General features: G+C 64.8%; 11 protein-coding genes and 1 riboswitch. Of the genes, 7 read left to right on the top strand and 4 right to left on the bottom strand.

The genetic code is table 11. The annotated features are described in order from the left end of the window. Nucleotides 1-3: 3 nt before the first annotated feature. The 4 genes from DVO78_RS00245 to DVO78_RS00230 all read right to left on the bottom strand — a co-directional run bounded on the left by DVO78_RS00245 (nt 4) and on the right by DVO78_RS00230 (nt 3,007). Complete coding sequence (locus tag DVO78_RS00245; protein WP_120002811.1) at nt 4-777, bottom strand: hypothetical protein; 774 nt, start codon at nt 775-777, stop codon at nt 4-6. A 138-nt stretch (nt 778-915) separates the two neighbouring features. Further along, on the bottom strand, nt 916-1,653 hold the full coding sequence (locus tag DVO78_RS00240) for a class I SAM-dependent DNA methyltransferase (protein WP_202912034.1): 738 nt from the start codon (nt 1,651-1,653) through the stop codon (nt 916-918). A 48-nt stretch (nt 1,654-1,701) separates the two neighbouring features. Then, complete coding sequence (locus DVO78_RS00235; RefSeq protein ID WP_120002810.1) at nt 1,702-2,358, bottom strand: TenA family protein; 657 nt, start codon at nt 2,356-2,358, stop codon at nt 1,702-1,704. Between the two features lie 62 nt (nt 2,359-2,420). Further along, a riboswitch (TPP riboswitch) is annotated at nt 2,421-2,544 on the bottom strand. Nucleotides 2,545-2,581: 37 nt separating this feature from the next. Continuing rightward, nucleotides 2,582-3,007 (bottom strand): ankyrin repeat domain-containing protein, encoded by a 426-nt coding sequence (locus DVO78_RS00230; RefSeq protein WP_120002809.1) that lies wholly within the window; start codon nt 3,005-3,007, stop codon nt 2,582-2,584. 301 nt (nt 3,008-3,308) lie between these two features. On the opposite strand from DVO78_RS00230, the gene DVO78_RS00225 reads away from it, so the two are divergent. The 7 genes from DVO78_RS00225 to tyrS all read left to right on the top strand — a co-directional run bounded on the left by DVO78_RS00225 (nt 3,309) and on the right by tyrS (nt 12,046). Next, complete coding sequence (locus DVO78_RS00225; protein ID WP_120002808.1) at nt 3,309-4,544, top strand: argininosuccinate synthase; 1,236 nt, start codon at nt 3,309-3,311, stop codon at nt 4,542-4,544. A 10-nt stretch (nt 4,545-4,554) separates the two neighbouring features. Then, nucleotides 4,555-6,018, top strand: coding sequence for an argininosuccinate lyase (argH, locus tag DVO78_RS00220; protein WP_120002807.1), 1,464 nt, complete (start codon nt 4,555-4,557; stop codon nt 6,016-6,018). An 80-nt stretch (nt 6,019-6,098) separates the two neighbouring features. Continuing rightward, on the top strand, nt 6,099-6,821 hold the full coding sequence (locus DVO78_RS00215) for a lytic transglycosylase domain-containing protein (protein WP_238385051.1): 723 nt from the start codon (nt 6,099-6,101) through the stop codon (nt 6,819-6,821). A gap of 14 nt (nt 6,822-6,835) precedes the next feature. Continuing rightward, complete coding sequence (locus DVO78_RS00210) at nt 6,836-7,597, top strand: DNA-3-methyladenine glycosylase (RefSeq protein WP_120002805.1); 762 nt, start codon at nt 6,836-6,838, stop codon at nt 7,595-7,597. 5 nt (nt 7,598-7,602) lie between these two features. Then, complete coding sequence (locus DVO78_RS00205; RefSeq protein ID WP_120002804.1) at nt 7,603-8,271, top strand: O-methyltransferase; 669 nt, start codon at nt 7,603-7,605, stop codon at nt 8,269-8,271. 105 nt (nt 8,272-8,376) lie between these two features. After that, a complete protein-coding gene (locus tag DVO78_RS00200) occupies nt 8,377-10,695 on the top strand; it encodes a HelD family protein (protein WP_120002803.1) in 2,319 nt (772 codons plus the stop codon). A 34-nt stretch (nt 10,696-10,729) separates the two neighbouring features. Beyond that, nucleotides 10,730-12,046 (top strand): tyrosine--tRNA ligase, encoded by a 1,317-nt coding sequence (gene tyrS / locus DVO78_RS00195; RefSeq protein ID WP_120002802.1) that lies wholly within the window; start codon nt 10,730-10,732, stop codon nt 12,044-12,046. Nucleotides 12,047-12,389: the final 343 nt, after the last annotated feature.

Here is a 12,389-nt window from a genome sequence, read left to right as displayed (position 1 = left end):
CTCTCAATGCTGAGATTCAGTGTCCTCATAGTGCTGGATCTGCTGCCGGAGCTCATTGAGTGTTGCCGGAAGCTCGATGACGTTGGATTGGATCGAAGAGACCTCTCCTTGGTCGACAGCATGGATGCCGTCCATCGGGTTGATCGGGTTGTACGTACCTGCGGTGGAGTCTGAGAGGAACAGCAGGATCTCCTCGGACTCCACATCGTCCAGGTGTACGTAGTACTCCGAGATGCTGGAGCCGGGATCATCTGGCGAGCTTGACTGGCGAACTTCAATGACCTCCCCTTCCTGGTCCTGGCCGTATAGGGTCTGGTTGACCTCGAAGGTGGCGACAGTGAAGTGAAGCCCATCATCCTCCCGCGCCTCCCAATCCAGCGGTACGCCCACCACCACCAAGGAGGACTGCGTCAGCGCCTCCTCCAGCGAGTGGTAGACCGGGTAGTCCGCCTCGGGCTCCGGTGTCTGTTGCTCCACAACAGGCAAGGGGCCGACGTCGCCCAACATTTGGTAACCGATCATGCCCGCCAGCACCGCACCGCAGGCTGCCAGGATCCACCGACGCCGGCGCGCTGGGGTTACCTTCTCCGTCGTATCAGCAGCGCCTTCCTCGGAGCTGGACTCTGGTAGCGAAGGCGGCTCTTTGGTCTGATTCCGCAGCGCAGCAAGCTCCCGCTCGGCCCGGTCAGTCAGCGGCATGTTTTGGTGGGCATCGGCATAGCCACCCGGGTGCAGGTGGGCGGTGACCCGCTTGTGCGGTCTACGCCGGACAGACATTCTTCAGCCTCCTGCTCCCGACTGTACGCGAGCCTGCCGTTTTCTCACCAGGTACATTTCCGGCAGGCCGTTCTGCGTCACAGGGAGGTGAGCCTGTTCGTCAGTCCGACCGGAGTGCGCTTCGATCACGGACATTGATCAAGGCACGAGGGCGATATACATCCAGCCCCGGCCCGGTGCGTACTCGGTGTCGCGGACATCGTGGACCGTGAAACCTGTGCGTTCCAGCGCTGCCTCGATGGCCTCGCGGGAGCGGAACCTAAGGGTGGAGACGGAGTCGTAGCGGGCGCCGTCGTGATGGAAGATCACCGGGACGGCGTGAGTGGTGAGCTCGCCGTCAACTGCGCGCAGCTCATTCCAGGAATCGACGCGCCCCACATCAAGAGCCTGGACGGTTTTTCGGGTCTGCTCGCGTGTCCAACGTTCCCAACCGCGATCCTCCGCACGCCGGGCCTCGAAGACCAGCACGCCGCCGGGGCGCAGCCGGCTGAACCCGGCGCTGAGCACGCGGTCGAAGTCCTCATCGGTGATGAAGACCTGTGCGACGTTCGCGGTCATGGTGATGGCGTCCACCTGCAGCGGGGGCAACGTATCGGCAGTGCCGGCATGCCACGTCACGGCGTCGGCTCCGGGTTTGCTCCGGGCGACCTTGAGGGAGGCCTCGGCGGGGTCGACGCCGTGGACGGTGACTCCGCATGCGGCCAGCTGGAGCGCAAAGACCCCAGTCCCGCAGCCAATGTCCAGCACTGTGGAGGCACCGAACTCCTCGAGCAGGATCTGCTGATACTGCCGCAGGTCTGTGCGGTCAGGGTCTAACGCGTCATAGACCGCCGCGAGGCGCGGATCCCTGAACTCCCCGTCAAGAATCTCAGGCATCCGGACGCAGATTCAGCAGCGGACGGAAGGGTTCCAGTGCGAAGAGCGTCATGACCGGTTCTCTGCTGCGGTGTAGACGGCGTCGAAGAAGTCCAGCTCCAGGCCGACGGCACGGTGGAAGAAGTCGCGCGCCACATCGTCGGCCCCCGGCCCCAGCCGGTCGAGCTCGCTGCGCAGGAACTCCACGAACTCGGTGAAGGCGGGGTTGTCATGCAAGGTAATCCACTCGGCGTGCACGAAGTTCTCCGGCAGCGGGCCTTGTAGGGTGCGTGCCCATTCGTAGTAAAGCCATTCGGTCACGTTGAGCACCGCCAGCGCCGCCGTATAGTCGCGGGTCTCTGCGGCCTCGCGCATGATGGCCTTGAAGCCTGCGGTCGGCGCGGTGTCCGGCGTTGTGGTGCGCTGCTCATCGGTGACGCCGAGGGCGTCGAAGGCGCGCAGGAAGTATGTGTTCTCCTCGCTGCAGACCATCCCGGCGAAACTGCCGAAGCGCAGTCGCGCCTCAAAGGTGTCGGCACTGGCGATCGCGGACCCGAGCAGGGTGACGAATGAGTCGAGAAACCTGTGGTCCTGAACCAGATAGGCGGCCATCACGTCGTCGCTGATCTCACCTGCCAGCAGCTCGCGGACAAAACGGTGCCCGACGGCGTCGTTCCAGGTCGGTTGGCTCTCTGCGCGGAGGGTGTCGGTGAAACGCTCGCTCATCTGCTCTCCTCAGGGTTGATGGTCCGGCTCGGGCCAGGCGGGGAGCGGTGAATCTCTAGCGGATGCGCGAAGAGCCCCGTCCCTTCGCCGGCATGACCCGGATCAGGTTCAAAGGGTTGCCGCGCTGCTCATTGCGTGAGCCAGCGGCATCTCAGTCCTTCAGCCAGGACACCCCTCGGTCACTCCACACCCTAACAGGCGGTCCACGGTGGCTCAGCGACGGTCAGATCTCCTGGACGTACTGGTCGATCAAGGAGCGCATGGAATCCAGGCCGAAGATGTCGATGACGGCATAGGCGCTCTGCTCACCGAGATGAGGGTCGGCGCCGGCCTCGAGCAGCAGGCTGGTGATCTGCTGGTTCTGCCGGAAGACCGCACAGCTCAGGGCACCCTGTCCACGGTCATTGAGACGGTCGACGTCAGCCTCACGCTGAATCAGCCCGAGGGCCAGGTCCGCGTGGTCGTTATAGGCCGCCAGGATGAGCAGCGTGTCGCCCTGGGCGTTGGTGAGGTTCACCGGGATGCCTTGGTCGATCAGCCCCAGCAGCTCATCAGTCTGACCGTTACGGGCACGATCGAACAGCGAGTTGAGGAACTCCAGCTGCTCATCGGTCAGCTCGGTGGGCTCAGCTGTGGTCTCATCGGCCATCCCATCAGCTTAACGGGCTGATGGCGGCAGTGGGATCCGGTTTTCATGGGGTCAGCTGGATATCAGGGTCCTATAGGTCCATGAGATCCCAACAACGGCATGATTCAAGGCCACTAGCGGCATGGCCGAGTGGCTGGCCGTACTGAGGAAGACCGGTGCCCCTGGCTGCGGGCCCCTCAGTGGGCGATTCGGTCCATATCGCCCCTCATCCGCCGGCTATAACGATAAGTATGCATGGGTTCGAATAATTATGTAGACTATCAGTGAGCCAAATGCACCAACCCATTTTTGAGGAGCAGCAGTGACTGATCGCATTGTTCTGGCCTATTCAGGCGGACTCGACACCTCGGTGGCCATCGGCTGGATCGCCGAGGCCACAGGGTCCGAGGTCATTGCCGTGGCCGTGGACGTCGGACAGGGCGGCGAGTCCCTGGAGACGGTGCGCCAGCGCGCTCTGGACTGCGGTGCCGTGGAGGCCTATGTCGCCGATGCCCGCGACGAGTTCGCCGATCAGTACTGCATGCCCACCCTGAGGGCGAACGGCCTCTACATGGATGCCTACCCGCTGGTCTCAGCCATCTCCCGGCCGGTGATCTCCAAGCACCTGGTGGCCGCCGCCCAGCAGTTCGGTGCGACCACCGTGGCCCACGGCTGCACCGGCAAGGGCAACGACCAGGTCCGCTTCGAGGTCTCCATCCAAACCCTGGGCCCGGAGCTGAAATGCATCGCCCCGGTCCGCGACCTCGCGTTGACCCGGGACAAGGCCATCGACTACGCCGAGCGCAACGAGCTGCCCATCGAGACCACCAAGAAGAACCCGTTCAGCATCGACCAGAACGTCTGGGGCCGCGCGGTGGAGACCGGCTTCCTGGAGGACATCTGGAACGGCCCCACCAAGGACGTCTACGACTACACCGAGGACCCGGCCTTCCCACCCTCACCAGACGTTGTCACCATCACCTTCGACCAGGGCGTTCCGGTCGCGCTGGACGGCGAGACGGTCACCGCTCTGCAGGCCATCGAGCAGCTCAACCGTCGGGCCGGGGCTCAGGGCGTGGGCCGGATCGACATCGTCGAAGACCGCCTGGTGGGCATCAAATCCCGTGAGATCTACGAGGCCCCCGGCGCCATGGCGCTGATCGCCGCTCACCGCGAGCTGGAGAACATCACCCTGGAGCGCGAGCAGGCCCGGTTCAAGAAGACCGTGGACCAGCGGTGGACCGAGCTGGTCTACGACGGACAGTGGTTCTCCCCGCTGAAGAAGAATCTGGATGTGTTCATCGATGAGACCCAGAAGTACGTCTCTGGCGAGATCCGGCTGGAGCTCCACGGCGGCCGCGCCACCGTCCTGGGCCGGCGCTCGGAGACCAGTCTCTATGACTTCAACCTGGCCACCTACGACACCGGGGACAGCTTCGATCAGACCTCTGCCCGCGGGTTCATCGACATCTATGGACTTTCCGCCAAGACCGCCGCTCAGCGCGAGGAGCGGCTGTACGGCAAGCCGGATCTCTCCGGGGCCGGTGTGCAGAAGTAACCTAGAGGCCATGACGCACAAGACCACCACCAACGAGGGGTCCCTATGGGGTGGCCGCTTCGCCTCAGGACCGGCCGATGTGATGGCTGCGCTGAGCAAATCCACCCACTTCGACTGGAAACTGGCGCCCTACGACATCGCCGGCTCCAAGGCGCATGCTCGTGTGCTGCACCGGGCCGGACTGCTCACCGCAGATGAGCTGGCGGGGATGCTCTCCGCGCTTGGCCGGCTGGAGGACGACGTCGCCTCCGGCAGTTTTACACCCGCAGCCTCCGATGAGGACGTCCACGGCGCCCTGGAACGGGGACTTCTGGAACGCGCGGGGGAGGAACTGGGCGGAAAACTTCGCGCCGGCCGCTCCCGCAACGACCAGATCGCCACGATGGTGCGAATGTACCTGCGCGATGCCTCACGCGGCATCGCCGAGGGCGTGCTCGGTGTGGTCGATGCCCTGATCGAGCAGGCGCGGAACCACCCGAATACGCCGATGCCGGGCCGCACCCACTTACAGCATGCCCAGCCGGTGCTGCTGGGCCACCACCTGCTGGCCCATGCCTGGCCGCTGCTGCGCGATGTCGAACGGCTGCGCGACCTCGACCGACGGTTGGCCTACTCGCCCTATGGGTCCGGTGCGCTGGCCGGATCCTCGCTGGGTCTGGACCCCGCACAGGTGGCTGCTGAACTGGGCTTCGACGGCCCGGTGGAGAACTCGATCGACGGCACCGCCTCCCGCGATCTGGTCGCCGAATTCAGCTGGGTCAACGCGATGATCGGCGTCGACCTCTCACGTCTCAGCGAGGAGGTCATCGTGTGGGCCACCAAGGAGTTCGGCTTCGTGACCCTAGACGATGCCTACTCCACCGGCAGCTCGATCATGCCGCAGAAGAAGAACCCGGACATCGCTGAGTTGGCCCGCGGCAAGTCCGGCCGGCTGATCGGGGACCTCACCGGGCTGCTGGCCACGCTCAAGGCGCTGCCGCTGGCCTACAACCGGGACCTGCAGGAGGACAAAGAGCCGGTCTTTGACGCCGTGGACACCCTGGCACTGTTGCTGCCGGCGGTCTCCGGCATGGTTGCCACCCTGACCTTCCACCCCGAGCGGCTGGCCGAGCTGGCGCCTCAGGGATTCTCCCTGGCTACCGATATCGCCGAGTGGCTGGTCCGCCAGGGCGTCCCCTTTCGGGTGGCCCACGAGGTTGCCGGGGAGTGCGTGCGCGCTTGTGAGCAGCACAGCCCTGCTAAGGAGCTCCACGAGCTCAGCGACCAGGAATTGACCGCCATCCACCCAGCACTGACCCCCGCAGTCCGCGAGGTGCTCAGCGTGGAGGGCTCTCTGGCCTCACGCGACGCCGTCGGCGGCACCGCCCCGGTCCGCGTGGCTGAGCAGCTGGCCGCAGCACAGCAGAGATCGGCAGCACTGCGCTCCGGCATCGCCACCATGGAGCCGACCCTCGCCGCCGAGCCCCAGGGCTGAGCATCAGCAGGAACAACACAGGCAGCCTCCAACGCCGCCGCCGAAAACGCCTCTACCCAGCCCTGGGCGCTGCCGGGGCAGTGATCGGCGTCGTCGTGCTGGCCCGCAGCTGCGGTGCAGACGGCGAGCCGGAACCTCCGCATCCTGCGGAACTGGGCTATCCGCCAGCACCGCAGCAGATCCTCCCGGAGGCAGTACCGCAGCATGCCGGCAATGCCGAGAACACGCCTGTGGCCGAGCTGCCCGACTCGCAGTGGGTCGCCGAGACCGCTGAGGCCACCAGCATCCCTCAGCGGGCGCTGGAGGCCTACGCCGGAGCCGCCCTGCACATCGCTGAGACCCAGCCGGAGTGCCGCCTGGGATGGAACACCCTGGCCGGCATCGGTCAGGTGGAATCGGTCCATGGGCACTTCGGAGACTCCACGGTCACCGAGGAGGGTGTGGTGGCGCCGGAGATCATCGGTGTGCCGCTGGACGGCAGTGAGGGTGTCATGGAGATCCCGGACACCGACGGCGGTGAGCTCGACGGCGATGATCAGTGGGACCGCGCTGTGGGGCCCATGCAGTTCATCCCCACCACCTGGGAGCGCTACGCCCAGGACGGAAACCTGGACGGTGAGGCCGACATCCACCAGTACGACGACGCCGCCCTCACCGCCGCGGTCTACCTCTGCGACCGCGGCGATGACCTCACCACCGACGAGGGGTGGAACGCTGCCGTCACCGCATACAACCAGTCAGTGGAATATGCCAACCAGGTGGCAGACTATGCCCAGCGCTACGCCCCGGCGACGGAGAACTGAGAGGAGGGCCGCTTGTGGATGCCCAACAGCTCAGGGCGCTATTCGACTCCCACGCCGTGGAACTGGCCCCGCATCTGCTGGGCTGTGAGCTGACGGTGACCACTGACCGCGGCTCGGTCACCGTGCGGCTGACCGAGGTGGAGGCCTATGGAGGTCAGGGCGAGGACCCTGGAGCGCACAGCTACAGGGGTAGGACCGCACGCAACGCCTCGCTGTTCGGCCCACCCCGGCATGCCTATGTGTACCAGTCCTACGGGATCCACTACTGCCTGAACCTCACTGCCCACACCGCCGCCGCCGGCGGAGTGCTGCTGCGCGCCGCTGAGGTGCTCACCGGCCGTGATCTCGCTGTCGACCGCCGGGGCGGCAAGGATACCGGCGCCAAGCTGCTCTCCGGGCCCGGCCGGCTGGGACAGGGGCTGGGGGTGACCCTGCCGATGGACGGCAGCGCAGTGCAGGTAGAGCAGACTGCGTTGATTGAACAGACTGCGCAGGAAGAAAAGACAGTGCAGAGAGAACCGCATGACGACGCCGGCGCACCACCGGGACCCAATACGGAGGTGAGCTTCCGACTCACACCAGCACAGGCGCCGATCCCCGCCGTCGGCTCGGGTCCGCGGGTGGGCGTCTCCGGCGCCGGCGGCACCGAGGCCTTCCCTTGGCGGTTCTGGATCGAGGGACACCCCACGGTCTCGCAGTACCGTCCGGGCAGGCAAGGCCTGAAACGGAGCGGAGTCCGGCCGCGACCGCCTGACGAACCCTCTGCGCTACGCTGAGATCCATGAGCACAGCAGAGCAGTGGGCACAGGTTGACCGGTACTTCATCGACAAGCTGGTCCAGGAGGACCAGGTCTTGGAGGCCACCAGGGAGAGCTCTGGGGACACGCTCTTTCCCGGCATCGACGTCGCCCCGAATATGGGCGCATTCCTGAGTCTGCTGGTCCAGATCACCGGGGCCCGGAGGATACTGGAGATCGGCACCCTGGCCGGATACTCCGCGATCTGGATGGCTCGGGCCGCCGGGGCCGAGGCAGATGTGGTGACCTGTGAGCTGGAGGAGACCAACGCCGCCGTTGCCCGGGCAAACTTCGAGCGCGCCGGTGTTGCCGATCGCGTGCGGATCATGCTCGGCGCCGCCGCCGATTCGGTGCAGAGCATGATCGACCAGGGAGCAGAGCGCTTCGACCTGGTGTTCATCGACGCCGACAAGAGGTCCAACCCCACCTACCTCGACGCCGCGGTGCAGCTGAGCAGACCGGGAACCGTGATCGTCATCGACAACACCGTGCGCGGGGGCAAGGTGATCGACGAAACCTCCGAGGACCCGGACATCATCGGCACCCGTCGGCTGATCGACATGATCGCCGAGCAGCCCGGGCTCACCGCCACAGCGCTGCAGACTGTCGGTATGAAGGGCTGGGACGGTTTCACCCTGGTCCGTGTGGGCTGAGCGGGGCTCGCCACGAGCGGTGATCAGGCCGTCACCTCCCGTTTACGTGATAGGCGGTAGGATTGACTGATCGTTTTGCCGAAAACGGGAGAGTCTCACCACCGCATGAGTGACACCGACACCACAGCGTCAACGGCCGCTGATCTTAATGGACATGACGGCGACGCCGGACTGATCCCACTGCCACCGATCGAGGCGGGGATAGACCAGGAGCGCGAGTACGTTGCCGCCCTCTACCGCCGGCTGGATGAGCTGCGCCAAGAGAATCAGCAGCAGCTGTCCAAAGTTCGCTCCACCGGCGCAGTGGGCACCATGCAGAACATCTCTGAGCGGGATGCCTTCGCCACCATGTACGAAGACCGGCTGGCGCAGCTCAATGCCGTCGACGACCGTATGGTCTTCGGCCGGCTGGATCTGGACAACGGGGAAGCCCGCTACATCGGACGCATTGGGCTGACCTCTGAGGCTCGGCAGCGGCTGATGCTGGACTGGCGGGCTCCTGAGGCCGGAGTCTTCTACCAAGCCACCGCCTTCGACCGTCACGGTGTGCGGCGCCGTCGTCATCTGCTGCTCAAGCGGCGGGCGGTCCAGAGCCTGGAGGATGAACTGCTCGATGCCACAGTGCTGGAGGAGGGGACCGAGAACCACGGCGATGGCGCGCTGCTGGCTGCGGTCACCGCCCGGCGGACCGGACAGATGGGCGATATCGTCGCGACCATCCAGTCCGAACAGGACCGGATCATCCGTGCCGATCGTTCTGGGGTGCTGGTCGTCCAGGGAGGCCCGGGCACAGGGAAGACCGCAGTGGCCCTGCACCGCGCTGCCTATCTGCTCTACACCCACCGCGACCGGCTGAAGTCTGCCGGTGTGCTGATCGTGGGACCCAATGCCACCTTCATGTCCTACATCGAACGGGTGCTGCCCTCCCTGGGTGAGACGGGAGTGGTCATGTCCTCGTTGGCCGATCTCTACCCCGGAGTCCGCGGAGTGGAGGAAGCGACTCCGGAGGTCGAAGAGATCAAGGGACGCCTGGACTGGGCGCAGATTATTGCCAGCGCAGTCGAACACCGCCGCCGCAACATTTCGGCACCGCGTGAGGTCAGCGTCGAAGGGGTGAAAGTCACGGTGACGCCCAAGATGGTCAAGCGTGGGCTGGAACGGGCCAGGGGGACGGGCAAGCCCTACAACGAGGCGCGCTCGACCTTTGTCAAAGTCATGGTCAGGGAGATCGCAGACAAGCTCGAACGGATCCTGGAGAAGCGCTCGGAGGGCAACGACGCCGATCGCAGCTACGTGGTGGAGGACGTCAGAGGTGCCCGTGATGTGCGGATCCTGCTGAACCTGTGCTGGATGCCGCGGACCCCGCAGGCGCTGCTGGAGGACCTGTTCTCGAAACCGCGCTACCTGGCCGACGTCGCCCCCCAGCTCACCGAGGGTGAGCGCGGCATGCTGCAGCGCTCACCTGGCAGCGCTTTCACCGTCGCCGATGTACCGCTGCTGGATGAAGCCGCAGAGCTGCTCGGGGAGCTGGATGAATCCGCCGGACGTGATCAGGCCCGCCAGCGGGCCCAGCGGGAAAAAGACCTGGAGAATGCCCAGAAGGCGGTGGAGAACGCTACCCCGCAGCTGGAGGAGATGGGCATCGAAGGCTTCCTGGACGCCGAGGCGGTGGCCCAGCTCAACGCAGACACCGGGCCACGGATGACCGCCTCTGAACGCGCCGGGGTCGACCGCACCTGGACTTATGGGCACATCGTGGTCGATGAGGCCCAGGAGCTCTCACCGATGCAGTGGCATGTGCTGATGCGCCGATGCCCGTTGAAGTCATTCACCGCCGTCGGTGATACCGCCCAGGGATCGTCCCCCTCCTCTGCGCGCAGTTGGGAACAGGGTCTCGGGCCCTTCACCGACGACCGGCTGCGCATCGAAGAGCTCACCGTCAACTACCGCACGCCGAAGAACATTGTGGAGCTGGCCGAAAAGGTGGCCGCTGCCAATGGTCTGGACATCACGTCGCTGCGCACCGTGCGTGAGGGCGAGTATGCGCCTGTGGTCGAGAAATGCGACGACGCCGCCGCACTGGTCCCCGCGGCAGTCACCGCGGTGGCCGCCGAGCACGAGCGTCTGGAGGAGGGGCTGGTGGCCGTGATCGCTCCTGAGCAGATGGTCGCAGCAGTCAGGGACGCCCTGGTGCGGGCCTACGGTCAGCGGGTGGGAACCGGTGCTGGGTCTATGGCCCAGGATGTGGTGGCTCTGAGTGCTGATGAGGCCAAAGGACTGGAGTTCGACGGCGTCGTACTTCTCGAGCCGGCCGCACTGCTGGACGAGGCATCAGGAAAGGTCGGCAGTCTCTATGTGGCCCTGACTCGCTCCACCCAGTCTCTGCGAGTGCTGGCCTCCCGAGCCCTCCCCACCGGTTTCTGAGGGCTCGGCGCATTTCTGCGGTAACGTACTGGACGTGATCGAGAACAGCAAGAATCCGGCGCTGGCAGCCCAGCGCAATGACCCCAGCTTTGAGAACGTCTTCCAGGAGTTGAAGTGGCGTGGCCTGATCCATGTGTCCACAGATGAGTCCGCACTGGAAGAAACCCTGGCCGGGGAGCCGATCACCTACTACTGCGGGTTCGACCCCACCGCGGCATCGCTGCATATCGGAAACCTGGTCCAGCTGCTGACCGTGCGGCGGATCCAGCTGGCCGGCCACCGGCCCCTTGGGCTGGTCGGGGGCGCCACCGGGCTGATCGGTGACCCCAAGCAGGCTGGTGAGCGAGTGCTCAACACCCCAGAGACCGTAGCCGGATGGGTGCAGCGGCTGCAGTCACAGGTACAGCGCTTTCTCGCCTTCGAAGGAGACAACGCTGCCCAGATGGTCAACAACCTGGACTGGTGGCAGGGCATCGGCGCACTGGAGATGATGCGAGATATCGGAAAGTACTTCCGTGTGGGCACCATGATCAAGAAGGAGATCGTCGCCAAACGGCTGAACTCTGATGAGGGCATCTCCTACACCGAGTTCAGCTACCAGCTGCTCCAGGGCTACGACTTCCTTCGGCTGCATCAGGACTACGGGTGCCTCATGCAGACCGGCGGCTCCGATCAGTGGGGGAATATCACCGCCGGTACCGAGCTGGTGCGCCGCGCCGCTGAGGTGCCGGCCCATGCCTTGGCCACACCGCTGATCACCAACGCTGACGGCACCAAGTTCGGCAAGTCCGAGGGCAATGCCATCTGGCTCGACGCTGAGCTGTGTTCGCCCTACACCTTCTACCAGTTCTGGCTCAACAGCACTGACGCCGATGTCATCACCCGGCTCAAGGTGTTCACCTTCCTGACCCGGGCGGAGATTGAAGAGCTGGCGAAGGCTGTTGAATCCGAGCCCTTCAAACGCCAGGCGCAGAAGCGACTGGCTTGGGAAGTCACCGTCCTGGTACATGGCGAGGAGGCCACCAGGAAGGTGATCGACGCCTCCGAGGCGCTCTTCGGGAAGGGCGAGATCGCAGAGATCGACGAACAGACCCTCCAGGCAGTTGCTGCTGAGCTTCCTGGTGTACAGCTCTCAGCAGAGGAAGCAACGGCCGTTTCGCTGCTCACCGAGACGGGACTCGTCTCAAGCAAATCAGAAGCCCGCCGGGCCGTTCAGGATGGTGGCGCCTACGTCAACAACAACAAGGTCGATGCCGTTGACACCACGGTTCCCGAGTCCAGTTGGCTCTACGGCAGATACCTCCTGGTGCGCCGGGGCAAGAAGAATCTCGCGGTGGTCACCCGAGCCTGAATCCGCTGCAACGCCCCAGATCAGCGTGATTTATGGGTCTTCTCGGGTGTGGCAAGGCTCACGGCCGAACGAGTTTGCGAGATAGTTGGAAGTGTGTGTAAAGTATCTACTCGTGCCCACGGGAAACCGAGAGCACGACCCGGGGTGATTCACCCCGAAAACTACTCCTCTTAGGCCCCGGTCCTAGAGTGGTGCGCTCAAAACTCAGCGGAGACGCCAAGTTGACAGCCGCCAGCAAGACCGGTAACTTGGAGAAGTTGCTCCGGAGCGATCCAGATGGTTTTTTCTGGTGGTGTTGGGGTGTTTGTAGCTTGAGAACTCAATAGTGTGCCAAGTTTGTTGA

Origin of the sequence: Nesterenkonia muleiensis, assembly GCF_003600155.1 — a bacterium.
Taxonomy (GTDB): domain Bacteria; phylum Actinomycetota; class Actinomycetes; order Actinomycetales; family Micrococcaceae; genus Nesterenkonia; species Nesterenkonia muleiensis.
This window is presented reverse-complemented; position numbering and strand designations above follow the sequence as displayed.

Excerpts from the sequence above, each read along its gene's own strand:
- argH (WP_120002807.1), top strand. The coding sequence starts at position 4,555 with ATGACGCACAAGACCACCACCAACGAGGGGTCCCTATGGGGTGGCCGC.
- DVO78_RS00240 (WP_202912034.1), bottom strand. The coding sequence starts at position 1,653 with ATGCCTGAGATTCTTGACGGGGAGTTCAGGGATCCGCGCCTCGCGGCG.
- DVO78_RS00200 (WP_120002803.1), top strand. The coding sequence starts at position 8,377 with ATGAGTGACACCGACACCACAGCGTCAACGGCCGCTGATCTTAATGGA.
- DVO78_RS00205 (WP_120002804.1), top strand. The coding sequence starts at position 7,603 with ATGAGCACAGCAGAGCAGTGGGCACAGGTTGACCGGTACTTCATCGAC.
- DVO78_RS00245 (WP_120002811.1), bottom strand. The coding sequence starts at position 777 with ATGTCTGTCCGGCGTAGACCGCACAAGCGGGTCACCGCCCACCTGCAC.
- DVO78_RS00230 (WP_120002809.1), bottom strand. The coding sequence starts at position 3,007 with ATGGCCGATGAGACCACAGCTGAGCCCACCGAGCTGACCGATGAGCAG.
- DVO78_RS00235 (WP_120002810.1), bottom strand. The coding sequence starts at position 2,358 with ATGAGCGAGCGTTTCACCGACACCCTCCGCGCAGAGAGCCAACCGACC.